This window comes from Mycolicibacterium monacense (genome assembly GCF_010731575.1).
Classification (GTDB): domain Bacteria; phylum Actinomycetota; class Actinomycetes; order Mycobacteriales; family Mycobacteriaceae; genus Mycobacterium; species Mycobacterium monacense.
Map to the genome: position 1 here is coordinate 2583730 of NZ_AP022617.1, position 20493 is coordinate 2604222.

Below are 20493 nucleotides of genomic sequence, written 5' to 3' on the forward strand. Positions count from 1 at the left end.
GTCTACGCACGACCCCAGGGCTCAGTCGCGTTGAGACTGGTACACGTCGGGCACTCCGTCGCGGTCCGTATCGGCCGTCTCCTGCAGCCAAACTGCCCGGTAGTGGCGGTTGCGGACCCTCAGCAGCACCGCCGCGATCAACGCCGCGACCAGGGATCCGGTGAGCACCCCGACCTTCACAAAATCGTCACGATCGGACCCCAGACCGTAGGCGAGGTCGCCGATGAGCAGGGACACCGTGAAACCGATCCCGGCCAGCAACGCGACGCCGAACACGTCGATCCAGCGCAGCGCGTCGTCGAGGTTGGCCCGGGTGACCGCGGTCAGCACGCGGGTCGTGAGGAAGATGCCCACCGGTTTGCCCACCACCAGGCCCAGGATGATCCCGAGGGTGATCGGATCGCTCAAAGCCCTGGTGAGACCGCTCACCCCGCCGATCGCGACCCCGGCGGCGAAGAAGGCGAACACCGGCACCGCCACCCCCGCCGACAGCGGACGAAGGCGGTGCTCGAAGTGCTCGGCCAGCCCCGGCCCGGCCTCGGGCCCGCCCGCGGCGACGCTGCGCAGGACCGGAACGGTGAATCCGAGCAGGACCCCGGCGACGGTGGCGTGCACCCCGGATTCGTGCACCAGCACCCAGGTGGCCACGCCGAGCGGCAGCAGCAGCCACCACGACCGGATCCGCCGCTGCACACACAGTGCGAACAGCGCGAGCGGGACGATCGACAACCCGAGCGCTGTGAGGTTGATCTCGTCGGTGTAGAACACCGCGATCACCGTCACCGCGAGCAGATCGTCGACGACGGCCAGTGTCAGCAGGAAGGTGCGCAGCGCGGCGGGCAGATGGGTGGAGATCACCGCGAGCACCGCGACGGCGAACGCGATGTCGGTGGCCGTGGGGATGGCCCAGCCGCGGGTGGCGCCGTCACCGACGGGGGCGGTGACGGCCACGAAGATCAACGCCGGAACCACCATCCCGCCGACGGCCGCGGCCATCGGCAGGGCCGCCCGCGCCGGGTCCCGCAGATCGCCCGCGACGAATTCCCGTTTGAGTTCGAGGCCGACGACGAGGAAGAAGACGGCCAGCAGGCCGTCGGCCGCCCAGGTGCCCAGGGTGAGGTTCAGGTGCAGGCCGAACGGCTCCGCCCCGATCTTCAGGTCGCGCAGCGCGAAGTAGGACTCGGCCCACGGCGAGTTGGCCCACACCAGGGCGACGGCCGACGCCACCAGCAACACCGCACCGCCGACGGTCTCCTTGCGCAGGATCCCGGCGATGCGCGCCGTCTCCGACCAGGAGCCCCGGGACAGTACCGAGCGTCGTGCTCGCGGGGCGGGGGTGTTCGTCAAATCGGCCTCACCAGGGGTAGGGGTCATCACATCGCCGACCAGACTTCCCGGCACACCGTATTCGCACACCACCCTAGGCGATCGAGCCTCGCGAGGCCCTCCCGCGGAGTACATTCATCCTCGGTGCGCCGGGAAGTCTGGTCGGCAGACAGTTGACCCGACTCCTGAAAGGGCTTCCGTTGCATGCCATCCCACCGGCGACTGCGCGCGCCGAATCCCCACTCGCCATCCACACCGACGGACTCGGCAAACGGTTCGGCCCGGTCCTCGCCGTCGAGGGCCTCGACCTGAGCGTGACGCCGGGCGAGGTGTTCGGCTTCCTCGGCCCCAACGGTGCCGGCAAGTCGACGACGATCCGCATGCTGCTGGGATTCCTGCGGCCCAGCGAGGGGTCGGCCCACGTCTTCGGGATCGACGCCGGCGACGTGCGCCGCGTCCACCGCCTCCTGGCGTACGTCCCCGCCGACGTCGCACTGTGGCCGGCCCTGACCGGTGCCGAGACCCTCGAACTGCTCGGCAACATCGGCCCCGGTGTGGACACCGACTACCGCGCCGAACTGATCCGGCGCTTCGACCTCGACCTCGACCGGCCGGGCAAGGCCTATTCGACCGACAACCGGCAGAAGGTGGCGCTGGTGGCGGCCTTCGCCACCCGGGCCCCGCTGCTCGTGCTCGACGAGCCGACCAGCGGACTCGACCCGCTGATGGAGCGGGAGTTCCGCCGCTGCATCCGCGAGGCGCGCGACCGCGGCCAGACGGTGTTCCTGAGCTCGCACCAACTCGCGGAGGTGGAAGCCGTCTGCGACCGGGTGGCGATCCTGCGGTCCGGCAGGCTCGTCGAGATCGACAACATCGCCGACCTCCGTCGGTTGCGCCGCACCGTGGTGGAGGTCGGCTACCGCGACGCCGCGCCACAGTTGACCGGCGTCGCCGGTGTCTCCGACATCGAGCGTCTCGAGGGCCGGCGCCTGCGGTTCACGCTGTCGGGGCCACCGACGCTGGTCCTGCGGGCGCTGTCGTCGGTGGACGTGACCGCGCTGAGGATGCACGAACCCACACTCGAGGAGATCTTCCTCGACTACTACGGCGAGACGTCCCGATGACCACCGCGACGATGCCGGCCGCCCCCACCGCGTCGGCGCCACCCGTCGCGCGCACCGTCGGCCGGCTCGCGGTACGCCAGGTGCGCCGGGGCACGCTGATCGTGGCGGGTGTCGCCGCAGGCATGTCGGCCCTGGTGGCCGCCCAGTACCAGAGCACCTTCTCGGGTGAACTCGACCAGGGTGCGCTGCGCGCGCTGGCCGAGAACCCGGCGGTGCGGGTGTTGTTCGGCCCGCCGCTGGCCCTCGACGATCCCGGCGGGTTCACGGTGTGGCGGACCGGCACACCGGTGCTCGTCATCGCCGCGGTGTGGATTCTGCTCGCCGTCATCCGCATCACCCGGGGCGAGGAGGAGGCCGGCCGCTGGGATCTGCTCCTGGCCGGACCGCTGCGCACGGTCGACGCCGCCGCGCGCTGTCTCCTCGCGGCCGTCGGCGCCGCGGTGGTGATCGGCACGGCCGTCGGCCTCGCCATGGTCGCCGCGGGAACCGACCCGCGCGGCGCGGCGCTCTACGCGGCCGGCGTCGCGGGCACCGCGGCGTGGTTCGCCACTGTCGGCGCCCTGGCGGCACAGGCGATGCCGACCAGATCGGCGGCGGTGGGCGCGTCCGTCGCGGTACTCGGCGCGGCGCTGCTGCTGCGCATGCTCTCCGACGGGGTGGCGGCGCTGGCGTGGACGGCATGGCTCACCCCGTTCGGGCTGCTGGGACGTGTCGCGCCGTACGCCCACAACGACATCCTGCCGCTGCTCGTGCTGGTCGCGGTGCCGCCGCTGATCGGTGCGGCTGCGCTGGCGACCGCACGCCATCGCGACGTGGGGGGCGGGGTGGTGAGCGTGTCGACCCGTCGCCGGCCCCGGATACTCCTGTTGGGATCGGTCGGCGGGTTCGCGCTCCGGCGTGCGCTGCGCCCGGCCCTGGGCTGGTCGATCGGGATCGCGACGTACTTCCTGCTACTCGGCGCGATGCTCACCTCGATTCTCGAGTTCCTCACGGAGAACCCACGATTCGCCGAACTGGCCGCCGCGGCGGGCTTTTCGGGGCTGGGCTCGGCCGACGGGTTCGCCGCGGCGCTGTTCCGTCTGCTCGCCATTGCCACCGGCCTGTTCGCAGCGACCAGGCTGGCCGCGCTGGTCGCCGACGAGAGGGCACGCCGGTGGACGACGGTGCTCGCGGCACCCGTGCCGCGGGCGCGCGTCGCCGCGCAGGAGATCGGGGTGACGGCCGTGGGCGTGCTGATGCTGCACACCGTGGCCGCGCTGGCGATGTGGCTCGGGTCGGCGGTCACCGGCGGACCACTGCGGTGGGGTTCCGCCCTGGCCGGCGCGTTGAACCCCGCTCCCGTCGCGTTCCTGGCGTTGGGCGCGGCAGGGCTGGCGGTGGGCTGGCTGCCGTCGGCCGTCACGGCGGTGGGAGCGGTTCCGGTCGCCGGCGGCTTCCTGCTCGAGGTTCTCGCCGACAGCCTGCACGCGCCGCGGCACCTGCAGCAGGTGTCGCCGTTCCCCCATGTGGCGTCGGTGCCCGCGGAGCCGCCGAACACCGGTGCCATCGTGGCCTTTCTGGTCATCGGGACCGGGCTGGCCGCCGCGGGCGTCGCCGGCTACCGGCGTCGCGACCTCGTCTCGTGAGCGCCGTGGCCGGTCACCCGTTCTTGGCGAGGAACCGGCGGAACAGCGGCCAGGCCACCGCACCGTTGTAGACGACGCCGGCCAGCAGGTACGGCCACCAGGTGCCGTGGTCGCCGGCCACCCAGAACGCCTTGGCGGCCCAGTAGGGCGGCAGGACGCCGAACGCCAGATTCCACGCCGAGTCGATGAACCACGGCAGGCACGGTAGGCCGGCGATGAGCATGCCGAGCCCGCGCACTGCCGCCAGTCCCTGGATCTTGTTGCCCGCCATGGCGACGATGAGCAGCAGCGTGACGACTGCCGACAGTCCGGAGAGCAGACCGATGGGGATCAGCGCACCGGTCATCCCGGGCTGCAGGATGCCGCTGAGTGACAACGTCGTGACGACGTAGACCGTGGTGACCACGACGACCGTCACCGCACGGTAGGCGAAGAACACCGAGAGCTTCACCGGGGTGACGCGCAGCGCGGTGAGCGTACCGGCGTCCACCTCGTCCAGCACCAGGAAGGCCGCCAGGGCGCCGGCGATGATGATGCTCGTCAACAGCAGGAAGCCGGTGAGGATCACCGGGTAATAGGGCACCAGGTCGAATCCCTGTTTCTCGGCGAGCATCTCGGTGACCCGTGGCGTGAGCAGAGCCACGGCCGAGGTCCAGATGACGGGGGCGAATACGATCATCACCAGCAGCGGATCGCGGTAGGCGCCGCGGATGTCGTTGCGCCCGAACGCCCGCCACGCGCGGACCACCGGAGTAGCCATCACGAACCCGCCGATCGCACCACGTGGCGGACGAACATCGCCTTCGCGGCCAGGTACAACCCGATCAGACACACGAGCGGGTAGCCGATCGCGTACACCACCTGCCACGGCTGCAGGTGCAGCTGGTCGAAGGCGGCGCCCAACAGCATCAACGGTCCCTGTGTCGGGACGAGGTGGAGCGCCGGGTGGGGCCACACGCCCGAATAGTGCAGCACCGGAAGATTCATCACCGCGATGGGAACCGTGCCGGCCAGGAACCAGTCGCTCACCGAGGCGAACGGTAGCGAGGTGATGAACCCGACCAGCAGCATCAGCAGCGTGCCGAGCACCACACCGGCCACCATCGGCACGGGACGGTATGCGACGCCGTGTGCGATCGTGACCACCGTGACGGCCACGAGGAGCGAAACCGAGCACAGCACAGTCACTTTCGCGGCGAGATACTCGCCGAAGCGCAGCGGGGTGGAGATCATCGCGCCGAGCGTGCGCTCCTGCTTCTCGAAGAACACCGAGCCGCCGATGAAGAAGAAGCCGATGATGGAGATGTCGCCCACCAGCACGTAGGGTTCGGCCGCCGCGCGCAGCCCGTGCGACAACGGCAGCAGCACCGCCAGCCAGATCAGCCCGGAGAACACCGCCGCATGCAGGAACCGCTGCCGGTTCTGCAGGGTGAGTTCCAGACGCAGGACGCTGAGCAGCCGGGTCATGTCAGCCGCCGTCCGGTCACGTCGACGAACACGTCGTCGAGGCTGGCCTCGCGGCTGTGGATGGTCTCCACATGGTGCGCGCGCAGCACGTCGTGGAAGGCGGGATCGTCGGCGAGCCCGTCCATCGCGAACTCGGCTTCGGCGAGTTCGCCTCGAGGCGAGCGGTATTCGACCCGGACCACGCGCCTGCCGCGGGCGATCCGCAGTTCGGCGGGGGTGTCCAGCGCGACGATCCTCCCTTCGACGACGAACGCGACCCGGTCGCACAGTTCGTTGGCCGTGGCCATGTCGTGCGTGGTGAGGAACACCGTGCGACCGCGCGCTCGCAGCTCGAGGATCATGTCCTTGACGTTGCGCGCGTTCACCGGGTCCAGGCCCGACGTCGGTTCGTCGAGGAACAGCAGATCGGGATCGTTGAGCAACGATCGTGCGAACGTCAGTCGCATCTGCATTCCCTTGGAGTACTTGGCCACCCGGGTGCCGGCGTGCTCGCCGAGCCCGACCGCGGAGAGCAGTTCCGCCGGGTCGAGGGTGGGCCCGTCGTACAGGGACGCGAAGAAGCGCAGGTTCTCCAGCCCGGTGAGCTTCTGGTAGTGGTTCGGCAGCTCGAACGAGACACCGATGCGCTGGTAGTAGTCGGGGCCCCAGTCCAACGGTTCGCGACCCCAGACGGCGATGTCTCCCCCGTGTCCGCGCAGGAGGCCGATCAGCAGCTTCTGAGTGGTGGACTTCCCGGCACCGCTGGGGCCGAGGAATCCGAAGATCTCCCCGCGGCCGACCTCGAAGTCCATCCCGCGCACCGCGGGTTCGGCCGCCTTGGGATAGGCGTAGGTGAGGCCGCGGACACGGATCACCTCGTCGGTTCCGGCCGACGGGGACTGGTGCAGGCGGGCCGATTGCGTCACGATGGGTGCCTTTCGACAGCGGGATACCACATTCCGACCAGACTTCCCGGAGCACCGTCAGCGACTATACTGAACTTTCAGTAATTTGTGAAACCGTTTGGGAGGCAGAGTGGCCGACGAGGACGCGACCGAGGCGGCCGAAGCACTCGCCCTCGTCCTGACCAGTCACGGTCTGCAACGCATGACGTCCAGGGTGCTGGCCGCGTTGTTGTTCACCGAACAGCCGACGTTGACGGCCGGCGAACTCGCCGCCCGCCTGCAGGCCAGCGCGGGCGCGATCTCCGGCGCCGTCAAGATGCTCGTCTCCGTCGGCCTGGTCGAGCGGGTGCCTGCGCCCGGGAGCCGCCGGGACCACTACCGGCTGCGCGACGATGCGTGGGCGGTGCTGTACACCACCCAGAACGAGATCCTCGCCGGGCTGCGGAAGGCCGCCGAGGACGGGATCGCCGTGAGCCCGACCGGTTCCGCCGCGCGGACACGGCTTCTGGAGATGCGGGACTTCTACGCCTTCCTGCTGGACGAGATGCCCGCCGTCCTCGACCGCTGGCGGGCACACAGGTCACCGCCGGGCGCGCCGACGCAGATGTGAGGACCGGGCGGCTCAGCGGCGTGCCGCGAGCGTCGCATCCGACCACAGCGCCGCCCCTGCATGGCCGAGCAGCAACTTGCTGTAGAACACCGGACCGAACCACGGCGCGGTGTTCGACGGTCCGAGTGCCCGGTCCACGCAGATGCCGCCCAGGGTCGTGACGACCCCGGCCGCGCGGCGGTGACGTCGCGCGTACCGGATGAGCGCCGTCGCCGCCAGCAGGTAGCCATAGTTCGCCACGGCCCAGCGCCAACGCGTCCGGCCGCCGCCGTCGAGCCAGGCCAGCGCGAGCGGATGCACGTGGGCGACCGCGAACCGCAGATGGTCCGCGTCGGTCTGCCCGGGCCGCTCGTACCAGCGCGCGCACGCCACGGTGTTGTTGGCCAACACCCCACCCCACAGGTCGACCGCCGCCACCACCAGCAGCGTGGCCCGCGCCGCGCCGAGCCGCCGGCCGGCCAGCCGCGGAGCGAGATATCCCCCGAGTGCGGCGAGGCCGAGGATCGAGGCCGTGCCCGCCGGGGTCGTCTCCTCACCGACGAACTCCAGCCAGGCTGCGCGCAGGGCGTTCACCGGGTCAGCACCGCGACACATTCGACGTGATGGGTCAGCGGGAAGGAGTCGAACACCCGCACCTCCTCGACGGTGTAACCGGCACGCAGGTACAACCCGACGTCTCGCGCGAAAGACGCTGCCTCACAACCGATGTGGATGATGCGCGGCACGCCGGCTGCGCTGATCGCGTCGATGATCTCGCGTCCCGCGCCTGCGCGCGGCGGATCGAGCACCGCCACGTCGGCGGCGCCGCGCTCGGCCGACAGCGCCCGGCGTACCGAATCGGTGACGACGCGGACCTGCGGGAGGTCGGCCAGTGCGGCGCGCGCCGACCGGCCCGCCGCCCGCGAGGTGTCCACCGTCAGCACCCGGCCGCCGTCACCGACCTGATCGGCCAGCGCAGCGGCGAAAACCCCTGCGCCACCGTAGAGGTCCCACGCCGTCTGCCCGGGGCCCAGCGCCGCCCACTGGACGACGAGCTCGCTGTAGCGGCGGGCGGCGTCGCGATGGGCCTGCCAGAACGCGGTCACCGGCACCCGCCACACACGACCACCGATGCGCTGGGTCGCCTCGTAGCTGCCGGACACCACCGTCGTCGGCGTACCGCGCCCCGCGCGCGGACCGCTCTGCACGATGTGGCGGGCGCCGTCGTCGTCGATCGCGACGTGCACGTGCGCACCCGGCGGGAAGCGCAGCAGGTGCACATCGTCGAGCAGTTCGGGCGGCAACTGGGCGCACCGCAGGTCGGTGACCAGTTCCGCGCTGTGGTAGCGGTGGAATCCCGGAGCACCGTCGGCCCCGGTGTCCAGCCGGACCCTGGTGCGCCACTGCGTCGCCGCACCGTCGCCGATCGCCTCGGCGCTCGCGCGGTCCTCGTCACACCACTGGAATCCGCCCAGCCGGGCGAGCTGATTGGCCACCACGGCGCCCTTGAGCCGTCGCGCAGCCTCGGGCGTGACGAACGCGAGATCGCAGCAGCCCGCCCCGTCCACACCGGCGATCGGGCACAGCGACGGGATCCGCTCGGGCGACGGGTCGATGACCTCGACGACGTCGGAGTGCCAGTAGGACCCGCGGTCGGATAGCACGCGGACCCGAACGGTCTCCCCCGGCAACGCGTGCCGGACGAAGACCACCCGGCCGTCGTGACGCGCCACGCAGCTGCCACCGTTGGCGGGAGGACCGACCTGCAGGACGAGTTCGGTTGGCGCGCTCTCGGATCCGCTCACTCCAGGAAACCTCGTCGGGCATCGCCCGGCGCGGACTGCGGTTCGAGCAACTTCAACCGCTCCGACGAGTTCAGCTGCCACGGAACCGATGTCACCATCACGTTGGGCATGAACAGCAGCCGGCCCTTGAGCCGCAACGCACTCTGGTTGTGCAGGACCTGCTCCCACCAGTGGCCCACGACGTATTCCGGGATGAACACGGTCACGACCGTGCGCGGCGACTCCTTGGTGACCCGCTTGACGTAATCGAGCACCGGGCGGGTGATCTCGCGGTAGGGCGAGGCGATCACCTTCAGCGGCACGGTGACATCGCTGTCCTCCCACTGGTGCACCAGCGCCCGCGTCTCGGCGTCGTCGACGCTGACGGTGATGGCCTCCAGCACGTCCGGCCGGGTGGCCCGGGCATACGCCAGCGCGCGCAGCGTGGGCAGGTGCAGTTTCGACACCAGCACGATCGCGTGGTTGCGGCTCGGCAGCACGATGTCGTCGCTTTCGTCCTCCTGCTGGGCTAGCTCGCGCGCGACCGTGTCGTAGTGCCTGCGGATCGACTTCATGATGATGAACAGGCTGCCCATCGCCAGGATCGCAATCCACGCGCCGGCAACGAATTTGGTCGCCACCACGATGACCAGGACCGAACCGGTGCAGGTCAGGCCGATACCGTTGATCACCCGCGAGCGCATCATCCGGTGCCGCACCGCCGGGTCGGTCTCGGTGCGCAGCAGCCTGGTCCAGTGCCGCACCATGCCGATCTGGCTGAGGGTGAACGAGACGAACACCCCGACGATGTAGAGCTGGATCAGGGCGGTGACCTCGGCGCGGAAGGCCACGATGAAGGCGACCGCAGCGAAGGCCAGCATCAGGATGCCGTTCGAGAAGGCAAGGCGGTCACCACGCGTGTGCAGCTGACGCGGCAGGAAGCGGTCCTGCGCCAGGATCGAGCCGAGCACGGGGAAACCGTTGAACGCCGTGTTGGCGGCCAGCACGAGGATCAGGGCGGTCACGCCCGCGATCAGCAGCAGGCCGATCGACGAACCGTGGAAGACCGCATCGGCCAGCTGGGTGATCAGCGTCTTCTGCTGATATCCCTCCGGGGCTCCGCCCAGCTGCTCCGCGGGACGCTCGGCCACCTTGGCGCCGGTTGCCTTGGCCAACATGATGATGCCCATGAACAGGGTGATGGCGATCACGCCGAGCAACGCGAGCGTGGTCGCGGCGTTCCGGGACTTCGGCTTGCGGAAGGCCGGGACGCCGTTGCTGATCGCCTCGACCCCGGTCAACGCGGCACAGCCCGAGGAGAACGCCCGGGCAACCAGGAAGACCAGCGCGAACCCCATGATGTCGTCGTGTTCGGCGTGCAGTTCGAAGCCCGCCGACTCCGCCTGCAGCGGCTCGCCGAGCACGTAGATCTGGAACAGCCCCCAGCCCAGCATGACGAACATGCCGGCCATGAACAGGTACGTCGGGATCGCGAACGCGGTGCCGGACTCGCGGATGCCTCTCAGGTTCGCCGACGCCAACAGCAGGATGGCGATGACGGCGAACAGCACCTTGTGCTGGGCGACGAACGGGATCGCCGACCCGATGTTCGACATCGCCGAGGCCATCGAGACAGCCACGGTGAGCACGTAGTCGACCAGCAGCGCACTGGCCACCGTCAACCCGGCGGTCGGCCCGAGGTTGGTGGTGACCACCTCGTAATCGCCGCCGCCGGACGGATATGCGTGCACGTTCTGCCGGTAACTGGCGATCACGATCAGCATCACGCCTGCCACCGCGAGGCCGATCCACGGCGCCATCGTGTACGACGTCAGCCCGGCGACCGACAGCACGAGGAAGATCTCCTCCGGCGCGTACGCCACCGACGACATGGCGTCGGAGGCGAACACCGGTAGCGCGATCCGCTTGGGCAACAGCGTGTGGGAAAGCCGGTCACTGCGGAACGGCCGCCCGAGCACCAGTCGCCGCGCCGCGGTAGAAAGCTTGGACACGAGGTCCAAGGGTATGCCCAGTGACGCAGGGCTGTAGCGTTCCGGTTGCGGAGATTCGCTACTGGCTTCACAGCAGCAGAGCCGAAAGGAACCGCAGGTGCGTGTAGTGGTGATGGGATGCGGTCGGGTGGGGGCTTCCCTGTCCGACAGCCTGTCGCGGATCGGTCATGACGTGGCTGTCATCGACCGGGACGCGACCGCCTTCCACCGGCTCAGTCCCGAGTTCGTGGGTGAGCGGGTGCTGGGCATGGGCTTCGACCGGGACGTGCTGCTGCGCGCCGGTATCGAGGAGGCCAGTGCGTTCGCCGCGGTCTCCTCCGGCGACAACTCCAACATCATCTCCGCGCGTGTCGCCCGGGAGACCTTCGGCGTGGAACGGGTGGTGGCCCGCATCTACGACGCGAAACGCGCCGCGGTCTACGAACGCCTCGGCATTCCCACCGTCGCCACGGTGCCGTGGACCACCGACCGGCTGCTCAATGTGCTGACCCGTGAGACCGAGACCACCAAGTGGCGCGACCCGTCGGGCAACGTCGGGGTGGCCGAGCTACCCCTGCACGAGGATTGGGTGGGCCACCGCGTCACCCAGTTGGAGGCGGCGACCAGCGGCCGGGTGGCGTTCCTCATCCGCTTCGGCAGCGGTGTGCTGCCCGACGCCAAGACCGTCATCCAGGCCGGCGATCAGGTCTACATCGCCGCCGTGGCAGGCCATATCGCGGAGGCGATGGCGATCAGCGCGCTGCCCCCGGGTGAGGACGACTCGTGAAGGTGGCCGTTTCGTGAAGGTAGCTATCGCCGGGGCCGGCGCCGTGGGCCGGTCCATCGCCAGGGAACTCCTCGAAAGCAACCACGAGGTGACGCTGCTCGAACGCAACCCCGACCACATCGACGTCGACGCGATACCCGCCGCGCACTGGCGGCTCGGCGACGCCTGTGAGATCTCCGTGCTCGAGTCGGTCCACCTCGAGGATTTCGACGTGGTGATCGGCGCCACCGGCGACGACAAGGTCAACGTGGTGGTGAGCCTGCTGGCCAAGACCGAATTCGGGGTCTCGCGGGTGGTCGCGCGGGTCAACGACCCGCGCAACGAGTGGTTGTTCGACGAGAACTGGGGCGTCGACGTCGCGGTGTCGACCCCCCGGATGCTGGCCTCTCTGGTCGAGGAGGCGGTCGCCGTTGGTGATCTGGTGCGGCTCATGGAGTTTCGCAAGGGGCAGGCCAACCTCGTGGAGATCACCCTGCCCGACGACACGCCGTGGGGCGGTAAAGCGGTCAAACGCCTCGAACTGCCCCGGGATTCGGCGCTCGTCACGATCCTTCGCGGTCCGCGGGTCATCGTCCCCGAGGGCGACGAGCCACTCGAAGGCGGCGACGAATTGTTGTTCGTCGCGTCGGCGGAGGTCGAGGACGAGCTCAGCCGCCTGCTGCTCAATCCCAAGCAGCGCTGAGGATCAGTCCGTCGCGGCAAGCGCGGCGTGGAGGGCACGCTGGGCGCTGCGGATGGCGAAGTAGGTGACCAGGGCCGCGACGGCGGTCAACGGCCAGCCCATCGCGATGCGGGCGACGCCGAGCCACCCCGTCTGGTCGGCGTCGTAGAGGTGGCGCTGGACGATGAACCGGGACAGGAAGACCGCCACCCAGGTCACGGTGGCGAAGTCGAATGCCCGCACCGCCGTTGGCATCTTGCGCCACTGGTCGCTGTGGCCGTTGATCCAGCCCCAGATGTAGCCGACGACGGGACGACGGATCAGCACCGAGAGGGCGAATACGCTCGCCCAGAACAGCGACATCCAGATCCCGAGCAGGAAGTAGCCCTTGGACTCGCCGACCAGGTAGGCGATGAGCGCGCTGACGCCCACCCCGATGAATCCCGAGATCGCGGGTTGCACGGTGTCCCTGCGCACGAGCCGCCACACGAGGATCAGCGCGGCGACACCGAGCGCGGCGACGATCGCCGGGATCAGGCCCGCGATCGAGGAGACCGGGACGAACACCACGACGGGCAACGAGGAGTAGATCAGGCCGCTGACGCCGCCCATCTGGGCGAGGATCGCCTGTGCGCCGGTGGGTTTGTCCGGTTCGGCGGCCTCGTCTGATTCGGTGACCGGGTCGCTCACTTCTGAATTTCGTAGTGCGGGTTGTAGATCGCCTTCGTCCCGTTCTCGAGCTTGCCGACCCGACCGTGCACCCGCAGGGTCCGGCCGGACTCGATGCCCGCGATACGCCGCTGCCCGAGCCACACCAGCATCACCGTGTCGGTGCCGTCGAACAACTCGGCCCGGACACCGCCCGCGCAATTCTTGGAGTTCGTCTCCACGCTGCGCAGGGTGCCGACCATCGTGACTTCCTGACCGCGTTGACAGTCGATCGCCTTCTGGGCGCCGGTCTGCGCGGCTTCATCGCTGAGCTCCTCGACGTCGAGTTGCTCCGGGTCCTCCGTCAGACGTCGGGTGAGCCGACGCAGATACCCTTCGGCCGTGGCCATGGCCTCTCCTGACCTTTCGCAGATCCACCGTGGACCCGCACTCAATCCAACGCCACGGTAGACCTGTTGGTTCCCTTATGCCATGCGGGGTTGACCACGCCGCGCGGTTCTAACCATGCCGGTTCTGCGGACGGTGCACGATCGTGTGATGACGGTCGATCTGCGCGGTGTGACAACGGTGCTCCTGCCCGGAACCGGGTCCGACGACGACTACGCGTACCGGGCGTTCTCGCCCGCCCTGCACGAGGCCGGCGCAGTCGTCGTCACCCCGCCGCCGCAGCCCCAGCGGCTGCTCGCGGGGTACCGGGAGGCGCTGCAGGAGGCCGCCGCCGGCGGACCGGTGGCCGTCGGGGGCGTGTCGATCGGCGCGGCGGTCGCCGTCGAATGGGCGCTCGCCAACCCCGGTTCTGCGGTGGCGGTGCTCGCGGCGTTGCCCGCGTGGACCGGTTCGCCGGCGACGGCGCCCGCGGCGATGATGGCGCGCTACTCGGCGCACGCGTTGCGGCGGGACGGACTGGTGGCGGCGACGTCACAGATGCGCGCGTCGAGCCCGCGCTGGCTCGGTGAGGAGCTGACCCGCTCGTGGGTGGCGCAGTGGCCGGCGCTGCCCGAGGCGATGGACGAGGCGGCCGGCTATGTCGCGCCGACGTGCGCGCAGTTGGAGGCGCTGAGGGTGCCGATGGGTGTGGCCTCGGCCACCGACGATCCGGTGCACCCGCTGGAGGTCGGGATGGAGTGGGTGTCCGCGGCGCCGTGCGCGGCGCTGCGGACCGTCACCCTCGACGAGATGGGCGCCGAACCCGCGGTGCTCGGCGTCGCATGCCTCGCAGCGCTCGCCGAGGCGTGCGACCGGGCGCCCTAACCGCCGGTGATGGTGCGCAGCTGCTGCATCGCCGAACCCTGTGCGCTGCGGCGCGCGGCAGGCTCCGGCGGTGGCGGCGGGGGCGGCGCCTGCTGCTGATCGGGCTGCTGGCCCTGCTGCGCGGCGGCAGCGGCCCGCAACTGGGCGGCCATCGGCTCGGGCAGCTGGACCGCCAGCGGCGTGCGCACCGGCAGCGGTGTGTCGCCGCGGCGAACCACGGTGTCGCGCAGCGCTTCCCGCGCCTCCCGGGTGAGGGCCTCGATGCTCTCGGCGACGCCATTGACGACGCATCGGATCATCCAGCGGTAGCCGTCGACACCGATGAACCGGACCATGCCGGTCGCCGTGCCGACCACCTCGCGGCCCCACGGACCGTCCTGGATGCTCACCGCAGCGCCGTCCTTGCGCAGCGAGTCGGCGAGTTCACCGGCCACCTCGCGCCACAGCCCTGCGGATTTCGGCGCCGCATAGGCGGCGATGGTGAAGCGGCCGTTGGGGGTGACCACCCACACCGCGCTGGGCACACCGGCCTCGTTGAGCTCGACCTGCACCTGACCCGCGGCGGGCATGGGCACCAGCACCGAACCCAGATCCAGCCGGCCCTGGGCGGCCACCTCCGGATCGTCGAAGTCCTCGATGTCGAACGGGCCCTCGAGGTCCTCCTCGCCCGCCGGTTCGACGACCGGCTCGGGGGTCGGCTGGGTGGCCGGCTCACCGATCTTGCCGCTGCTCTTACGTTTTCCGAATGCCATCACAAACTCGCATGTCCGCCGGAGGATCCGTGGCCGCCTTCGCCACGGGTGGTCTCTGCCAGCCCGGCTTCGTCGAACGACGTCACCTCGACCAGCTCAGGTAGTTCAACCCGCTGCACCAGCAGCTGGGCGATGCGGTCCCCGCGTCGGATGACGATCGGCGCGTGCGGATCGAGGTTGATCAGCGACACCTTGATCTCCCCTCGGTAGCCGGCGTCGATCGTCCCCGGGCTGTTGACGATCGAAAGCCCCACGCGCGCAGCCAAACCCGACCGCGGATGAACCAGGCCCACCATGCCGTGCGGAATCGCCACGGCGATCCCCGTCGGCACCAGCTCCCGCTGCCCCGGGGCCAGTTCGACATCGCGGGCGCTGAACAGGTCGACGCCCGCGTCACCGTCATGAGCCCTGGCGGGCATCGGTAGCTCGCGGTCCAGACGCAGGACCGCCAGAGAGGTGGACACGACGTCACAGATTACTCTGAGGCCCGTGTCCGACACGCGCGCAACCACCCAAACGGTGCGCTACCGCGAACGGCTCTCCGTGCCGTGGTGGTGGTGGCTACCCGGACTCGGGCTGGCGGGACTGATCGCCTACGAGGTCAACCTCGGTGTCGAGGCCCTGCCGGACTGGGTGCCGTTCGCCGTTCTGCTCCCGGTGGCCGCCGTCGTGCTGGCGTGGTTCGGCCGCGCCGAGATCCGCGTGGTCGGCGGCCCCGCCGGCGAGACCGAACTGTGGGTCGGAGACGCGCACCTGCCGGTCAGCGTCGTCGCGAAATCGGCGGAGGTGCCCAGGACGGCGAAATCCGCGGCACTCGGGCGCCAACTCGACCCGGCCGCCTATGTCGTGCACCGGGCCTGGGTCGGCCCGATGATCCTGCTGGTCCTCGACGATCCCGAGGACCCCACGCCCTACTGGCTGGTGAGCACCCGCCACCCCGACCGGGTGCTGTCCGCGCTCGGCCGCTGACGGTCAGGCCGCGCAGTCCGAGCAGATCATCACGCCGTTCTTCTCGCTGGCGAGACGGCTGCGGTGGTGGACCAGGAAGCAGCTGGAGCAGGTGAACTCGTCGGCCTGCTTCGGGATCACCCGCACGGAGAGTTCCTCTCCGGACAGATCCGCGCCGGGCAGCTCGAAATTCTCGGCGGTCTCCGATTCGTCGACGTCGACGACCGCGGACTGCGCCTCGTTCCGCCGCGCCTTCAGTTCTTCGAGCGAGTCTTCGGAGACATCGTCGGTCTCGGTACGCCGTGGGGCGTCATAGTCGGTTGCCATCGTCTTGTCCCCTCCGGTGAGCCTTGCAGCAGTGCTTTGTACCAGCGTCGAACGCATTCCCCAAACGATTCGTGCCCGTTACCCCCTTCGTCATGGTGTGATTTACATCACATTCTTCCGGTGGCGGTCGAGCGACCGCCGGTGACCAGCACGGCCGGGGGCTCTAGAGTGCATGGGTGGTCTCGAGCATCACCGAAGGCACCGCGTTCGACAGACACGGTCGCCCCTTCCGCCGGCGCAACTACGTGCCCGGCCTCCTCACCATCGGCGCACTCGCGGTCGTCGCGTTGGTGGTGTGGGTGATCGCCCTCAACCAGCCGACCGACGTGCGCGAGGCCGCCGTCTGCAACCCGCCGCCACCGGCGCCGGCCGCCGAACCGCCACCGCCCGCCCTCGGTAAGCAGGTCTCACGCGTCGACATGACCGACGTCACCCCGGCGAAACTGGCCGACACCAGGATCCGCGTGCTCAACGCCAGCGGTCAGGGCGGTCAGGCCGGTGAGATCGCCAGCGAACTCCGGGATCTCGGATTCGCCCAGCCCGAGGCGGCCAACGACCCGATCTACGTGACCGCGCGCCTGCAGTGTCAGGGGCAGATCCGCTTCGGTCCGTCCGGACGCGCCGCGGCCGCCGCGGTGTGGCTGGTGGCGCCGTGCACCGAACTGTTCGAAGACGAACGGCCCGACCCGACGGTCGATCTGGCCATCGGCACCGAGTTCGCCGAACTGACCGCCAGCGACGACATTGACGCGGTGCTGGCCAGCCTGCGGCCGGACGCGACCGCGCCGGCCGATCCCGAACTGCTCAAGCGGATCCACACCGGGACCTGCTGACCGGTCAGGTCCGCACCCCGACGCTGCGCAGCGCCTCGTCGAGCTCCGCGGCGATACCGGGGGCCGCGGCGATGACCAGCCCGGCCCCGCCGACCGCGCCGGCAGGGGTCGGCAACGACACCACGGCCCCGGCTTCGGCGGCGACAAGAGCCCCGGCCGCCCAGTCCCACACGTTGACGCCGTCCTCGTAGTAGGCGTCCAGCTGTCCGGCCGCGACCATGCACAGATCCAGGGCGCACGATCCGATCCTGCGGACGTCGCGCACGCGGGGCATGAGCTCGACGAGGAGTTCGGCCTGCCGGCGGCGACGTTCCGGGGCGTAGGCGAACCCGGTGCCCAGCAGCGCCATCGCCAGGCGCTCGGGCGCGTTGCAGCGCAACGGGCGCACCGTGCCGTGGCGGCGCAGCTGCGCACCGTGTCCGCGCGCGGCGGAGTACACCGCGTCCGCAGCCACGTCGGCGACCGCACCGGCGACCGATTCGCCGTCCCGCTGCACGGCGACCGACACCGCGTACGCCTCGATGCCGTAGACGAAGTTCACCGTCCCGTCGATCGGGTCGAGCACCCACGTCAGCTGACCGGCGCCCGCATCGGCGGCGCCGCCCTCCTCCTCGCCGAGGATCTGTTCACCGGGCCGGTATTCGGCGAGCCGGTCGCGCAGCAGCCGTTCGGTCTCGGTGTCGACGACGGTCACCGGGTCGGTGGGTGTGCTCTTGGCGGCCACCGCGCCCGCGGCGGCGTCACCGGAGGACGCGTCGAACACCTCGCCGCGCCGCGTCCGCACGAATGCGGCTGCCTCCGCGGCCAACTGCTCTGCCACCTCACGCAACACCAGCGGATCGTCTTTTCGTTCAGCGGCGTCCATCCCGACATCGCATCACGCCGGCGCGAAATTGTCTCCGCCGGTTGCCCGGACCGCCGCCCGTGCCCTGCTGGTAGCCACTAGGGTGTTGGGACGCGTACCGCCGGGCCGCCACTGTGAGGAGCGTTGATGACCGCCACCGATTCGCCCGTCGCAGATCCGGACGCCGCCGGTGGGGACGCGCGTCGCGGATTCGGTATCGACGTCGGGGGCAGCGGCGTCAAGGGCGGCGTCGTCGACCTGGACACCGGTCAACTGATCGGCGAGCGGTTCAAACTCCCCACCCCGCAGCCCGCCACCCCCGACGCCGTCGCCAAGACCATCGCCGCGGTGGTCAAGGAGTTCGGCTGGACCGGAAAGCTCGGCGTCACCTATCCCGGCGTGGTGACCCACGGGGTCGTGCACACCGCCGCGAACGTCGACAAGTCGTGGCTGGGCGTCAACGCCCAGGAGATCTACAGCGCCGCCCTCGACGGTCAGCCGGTCACGGTGCTCAACGACGCCGACGCGGCGGGGCTGGCCGAGGAGCGTTTCGGCGCGGGCCGCGACAACACCGGCGTCATCGTGTTGCTGACCTTCGGCACCGGTATCGGCTCGGCGGTCATCCACAACGGCATCCTGCTGCCCAACACCGAATTCGGTCATCTGGAGGTGGGCGGCAAGGAAGCCGAGCACCGCGCCGCGTCGTCGGTCAAGGAGCGCAAGGACTGGAGTTACGAGCGCTGGACCCAGGAGGTCACCAAGGTCCTCGTGGCGATCGAGAACGCGATCTGGCCCGACCTGTTCATCGCCGGAGGCGGTATCAGCCGCAAGGCCGACAAGTGGGTGCCGCTGCTGAAGAACCGCACGCCGGTCGTGGCCGCCGCGCTGCAGAACTCCGCCGGAATCGTCGGCGCGGCGATGGCCGCTGAGGTGGACGTCTCAGCTACCAACCGGTAACCAGGCCGTCCCGGCTCGCCCGGGCGGTCGATTTTCGCCGCTCGGCACGGCGTCCCCCCACAGTGTCGTTACAATGGACCCCGGCGGCCGCCAACCGAATACGCGGCAGATATCCGAGTTGAGATCACGCCGACATTCGACATAGCCGACATTTCGGGTTGGCGCCTGCTCCCCAACATCCGTTGGGGTCTCGGGTGCCCACCGGAACAGTAAGACCGAAAGGGTGTACGTGGCAGCGACAAAGGCAAGCCCGGCAACCGAAGAGCCGGTGAAGCGCACCGCTACCAAGACCCCCGCGAAGAAGACCGCCGCGGCGAAGGCCCCAGCCAAACGCGCGGCCAAGGGTACGGCGACGACCCGCGGCCCGGCCAAGAAGGACGGCGCCGCCCCGCGCGGTCGTGGCAAGAAGTCCACCGCACCCGAGGCCGGTGCCGCCGACGCCCTCGCCGACGACGACCTCGACACCGACGACACCCTCGAGGCCGAACCGGATATCGACGTCGACGACGCCGACCTGGACCTCGAGGATCTCGACACCGACGACGACTCGTCCGACGACGGCGACGACGCCGACACCCCCGACGCCAAGGTCAAGGCCGCCCCCAAGGGCGGCGCGGTGCCCGCCGCCCCCGCCACCGAGGACGAGGAGATCGCCGAGCCCTCCGAGAAGGACAAGGCCTCCGGCGACTTCGTCTGGGACGAGGAGGAGTCAGAGGCGCTGCGGCAGGCCCGCAAGGACGCCGAGCTCACCGCCTCCGCCGACTCGGTGCGCGCGTATCTCAAGCAGATCGGCAAGGTGGCGCTGCTCAACGCCGAGGAGGAAGTCGAGCTCGCCAAGCGCATCGAGGCCGGTCTGTTCGCCACCCAGAAGCTGGCCGAACTCGCCGAAAAGGGTGAGAAGCTGCCGGTGCAGCAGCGCCGCGACATGCAGTGGATCTGCCGCGACGGCGACCGCGCCAAGAACCACCTGCTGGAGGCGAACCTCCGCCTGGTGGTGTCGCTGGCCAAGCGCTACACCGGCCGTGGCATGGCGTTCCTGGACCTCATCCAGGAGGGCAACCTCGGTCTGATCCGCGCGGTCGAGAAGTTCGACTACACCAAGGGTTACAAGTTCTCCACCTACGCCACCTGGTGGATCCGGCAGGCGATCACCCGCGCGATGGCCGACCAGGCGCGCACCATCCGCATCCCGGTGCACATGGTCGAGGTCATCAACAAGCTGGGCCGCATCCAGCGCGAGCTGCTCCAGGACCTGGGTCGCGAACCCACGCCCGAAGAGCTCGCCAAGGAGATGGACATCACGCCGGAGAAGGTGCTGGAGATCCAGCAGTACGCGCGTGAGCCGATCTCGCTGGACCAGACGATCGGCGACGAGGGCGACAGCCAGCTCGGCGACTTCATCGAGGACTCCGAGGCCGTGGTGGCCGTGGACGCGGTCTCGTTCACGCTTCTGCAGGATCAGCTGCAGTCGGTGCTGGAGACGCTGTCGGAGCGCGAGGCCGGCGTGGTACGGCTGCGGTTCGGCCTCACCGACGGCCAGCCGCGCACGCTCGACGAGATCGGCCAGGTCTACGGCGTCACGCGGGAACGCATCCGCCAGATCGAGTCGAAGACGATGAGCAAGCTCCGGCACCCCAGCCGGTCGCAGGTGCTGCGCGACTACCTCGACTGACC

Annotated in this window: 23 protein-coding genes; 10 read left to right on the forward strand and 13 right to left on the reverse strand. The window is 69.9% G+C overall.

The features are described 5' to 3' along the window. Positions 1-21: 21 nt before the first annotated feature. The gene (gene nhaA, locus G6N49_RS12285; protein ID WP_011855436.1) at positions 22-1374 is read right to left on the reverse strand and encodes a Na+/H+ antiporter NhaA; all 1353 of its coding nucleotides are present in this window, start codon (positions 1372-1374) and stop codon (positions 22-24) included. A 152-nt stretch (positions 1375-1526) separates the two neighbouring features. Between nhaA and G6N49_RS12290 the strand changes: the two genes are divergently transcribed. Together G6N49_RS12290 and G6N49_RS12295 are read left to right on the forward strand one after the other, a co-directional pair. Next, positions 1527-2450, forward strand: coding sequence for an ABC transporter ATP-binding protein (locus G6N49_RS12290; protein WP_011855435.1), 924 nt, complete (start codon positions 1527-1529; stop codon positions 2448-2450). Continuing rightward, positions 2447-4075: an ABC transporter permease gene (locus G6N49_RS12295; RefSeq protein ID WP_011855434.1), complete on the forward strand. Its 1629-nt coding sequence runs from the start codon at positions 2447-2449 to the stop codon at positions 4073-4075. Before G6N49_RS12290 ends, G6N49_RS12295 begins: the two co-directional genes overlap by 4 nt. A gap of 13 nt (positions 4076-4088) precedes the next feature. Here the strand turns inward: G6N49_RS12295 and G6N49_RS12300 are convergent, their stop codons facing one another. From G6N49_RS12300 to G6N49_RS12310, 3 genes are read right to left on the reverse strand one after another with little or no spacing between them, the layout of a single operon-like run. Continuing rightward, on the reverse strand, positions 4089-4835 hold the full coding sequence (locus G6N49_RS12300) for an Rv2686c family ABC transporter permease subunit (protein WP_011559602.1): 747 nt from the start codon (positions 4833-4835) through the stop codon (positions 4089-4091). Continuing rightward, positions 4835-5542, reverse strand: coding sequence for a fluoroquinolone export ABC transporter permease subunit (locus tag G6N49_RS12305; protein ID WP_011559601.1), 708 nt, complete (start codon positions 5540-5542; stop codon positions 4835-4837). Before G6N49_RS12305 ends, G6N49_RS12300 begins: the two co-directional genes overlap by 1 nt. Beyond that, positions 5539-6447: an ABC transporter ATP-binding protein gene (locus G6N49_RS12310; protein WP_085976250.1), complete on the reverse strand. Its 909-nt coding sequence runs from the start codon at positions 6445-6447 to the stop codon at positions 5539-5541. The genes G6N49_RS12305 and G6N49_RS12310 overlap by 4 nt, the downstream gene beginning before the upstream one ends. Before the next feature lie 109 nt (positions 6448-6556). Between G6N49_RS12310 and G6N49_RS12315 the strand changes: the two genes are divergently transcribed. Continuing rightward, positions 6557-7036 (forward strand): GbsR/MarR family transcriptional regulator, encoded by a 480-nt coding sequence (locus G6N49_RS12315; protein ID WP_011559599.1) that lies wholly within the window; start codon positions 6557-6559, stop codon positions 7034-7036. 12 nt (positions 7037-7048) lie between these two features. On the opposite strand, the gene G6N49_RS12320 is transcribed toward G6N49_RS12315, so the two are convergent. The 3 genes from G6N49_RS12320 to G6N49_RS12330 are packed head-to-tail and all read right to left on the reverse strand — an operon-like array spanning position 7049 to position 10820. Then, positions 7049-7609 carry a hypothetical protein gene (locus G6N49_RS12320; protein ID WP_011559598.1) on the reverse strand — a complete coding sequence of 187 codons (561 nt, stop codon included), beginning with the start codon at positions 7607-7609 and terminating at the stop codon, positions 7049-7051. Then, positions 7606-8820 carry a class I SAM-dependent RNA methyltransferase gene (locus tag G6N49_RS12325; protein ID WP_083044595.1) on the reverse strand — a complete coding sequence of 405 codons (1215 nt, stop codon included), beginning with the start codon at positions 8818-8820 and terminating at the stop codon, positions 7606-7608. The genes G6N49_RS12320 and G6N49_RS12325 overlap by 4 nt, the downstream gene beginning before the upstream one ends. Further along, complete coding sequence (locus G6N49_RS12330) at positions 8817-10820, reverse strand: APC family permease (RefSeq protein ID WP_183497770.1); 2004 nt, start codon at positions 10818-10820, stop codon at positions 8817-8819. The genes G6N49_RS12325 and G6N49_RS12330 overlap by 4 nt, the downstream gene beginning before the upstream one ends. A gap of 88 nt (positions 10821-10908) precedes the next feature. On the opposite strand from G6N49_RS12330, the gene G6N49_RS12335 reads away from it, so the two are divergent. Both G6N49_RS12335 and G6N49_RS12340 read left to right on the forward strand, forming a co-directional pair. Continuing rightward, a complete protein-coding gene (locus G6N49_RS12335; protein ID WP_167535180.1) occupies positions 10909-11577 on the forward strand; it encodes a potassium channel family protein in 669 nt (222 codons plus the stop codon). 13 nt (positions 11578-11590) lie between these two features. Beyond that, positions 11591-12259, forward strand: coding sequence for a potassium channel family protein (locus G6N49_RS12340; protein WP_011559594.1), 669 nt, complete (start codon positions 11591-11593; stop codon positions 12257-12259). A 3-nt stretch (positions 12260-12262) separates the two neighbouring features. Here G6N49_RS12340 and G6N49_RS12345 read toward each other — a convergent pair whose 3' ends face one another. Beyond that, a complete protein-coding gene (locus G6N49_RS12345) occupies positions 12263-12928 on the reverse strand; it encodes a DUF3159 domain-containing protein (RefSeq protein WP_011559593.1) in 666 nt (221 codons plus the stop codon). Beyond that, positions 12925-13296, reverse strand: coding sequence for an OB-fold nucleic acid binding domain-containing protein (locus G6N49_RS12350; RefSeq protein ID WP_011768204.1), 372 nt, complete (start codon positions 13294-13296; stop codon positions 12925-12927). The genes G6N49_RS12345 and G6N49_RS12350 overlap by 4 nt, the downstream gene beginning before the upstream one ends. A gap of 148 nt (positions 13297-13444) precedes the next feature. Between G6N49_RS12350 and G6N49_RS12355 the strand changes: the two genes are divergently transcribed. Then, positions 13445-14158: an alpha/beta hydrolase gene (locus G6N49_RS12355; RefSeq protein ID WP_011559591.1), complete on the forward strand. Its 714-nt coding sequence runs from the start codon at positions 13445-13447 to the stop codon at positions 14156-14158. On the opposite strand, the gene G6N49_RS12360 is transcribed toward G6N49_RS12355, so the two are convergent. Next, complete coding sequence (locus tag G6N49_RS12360) at positions 14155-14910, reverse strand: DUF3710 domain-containing protein (RefSeq protein ID WP_011559590.1); 756 nt, start codon at positions 14908-14910, stop codon at positions 14155-14157. The genes G6N49_RS12355 and G6N49_RS12360 overlap by 4 nt on opposite strands. Then, positions 14910-15374, reverse strand: a complete 465-nt coding sequence (gene dut / locus G6N49_RS12365; RefSeq protein WP_011768203.1) for a dUTP diphosphatase — start codon at positions 15372-15374, stop codon at positions 14910-14912. The genes G6N49_RS12360 and dut overlap by 1 nt, the downstream gene beginning before the upstream one ends. A gap of 25 nt (positions 15375-15399) precedes the next feature. On the opposite strand from dut, the gene G6N49_RS12370 reads away from it, so the two are divergent. After that, the gene (locus tag G6N49_RS12370; protein ID WP_011768202.1) at positions 15400-15879 is read left to right on the forward strand and encodes a DUF3093 domain-containing protein; all 480 of its coding nucleotides are present in this window, start codon (positions 15400-15402) and stop codon (positions 15877-15879) included. A gap of 3 nt (positions 15880-15882) precedes the next feature. Here the strand turns inward: G6N49_RS12370 and G6N49_RS12375 are convergent, their stop codons facing one another. Then, positions 15883-16185, reverse strand: coding sequence for a DUF4193 domain-containing protein (locus G6N49_RS12375; protein WP_041309620.1), 303 nt, complete (start codon positions 16183-16185; stop codon positions 15883-15885). A gap of 176 nt (positions 16186-16361) precedes the next feature. On the opposite strand from G6N49_RS12375, the gene cei reads away from it, so the two are divergent. Then, positions 16362-17018 (forward strand): envelope integrity protein Cei, encoded by a 657-nt coding sequence (cei, locus tag G6N49_RS12380; RefSeq protein WP_011855429.1) that lies wholly within the window; start codon positions 16362-16364, stop codon positions 17016-17018. A 4-nt stretch (positions 17019-17022) separates the two neighbouring features. Here the strand turns inward: cei and G6N49_RS12385 are convergent, their stop codons facing one another. Then, positions 17023-17883, reverse strand: coding sequence for an inositol monophosphatase family protein (locus G6N49_RS12385; protein WP_011855428.1), 861 nt, complete (start codon positions 17881-17883; stop codon positions 17023-17025). Positions 17884-18009: 126 nt separating this feature from the next. Between G6N49_RS12385 and ppgK the strand changes: the two genes are divergently transcribed. Beyond that, positions 18010-18819, forward strand: coding sequence for a polyphosphate--glucose phosphotransferase (ppgK, locus tag G6N49_RS12390; protein WP_011855427.1), 810 nt, complete (start codon positions 18010-18012; stop codon positions 18817-18819). 229 nt (positions 18820-19048) lie between these two features. Continuing rightward, positions 19049-20491: an RNA polymerase sigma factor gene (locus G6N49_RS12395; protein WP_011855426.1), complete on the forward strand. Its 1443-nt coding sequence runs from the start codon at positions 19049-19051 to the stop codon at positions 20489-20491. Positions 20492-20493 lie beyond the last annotated feature (2 nt).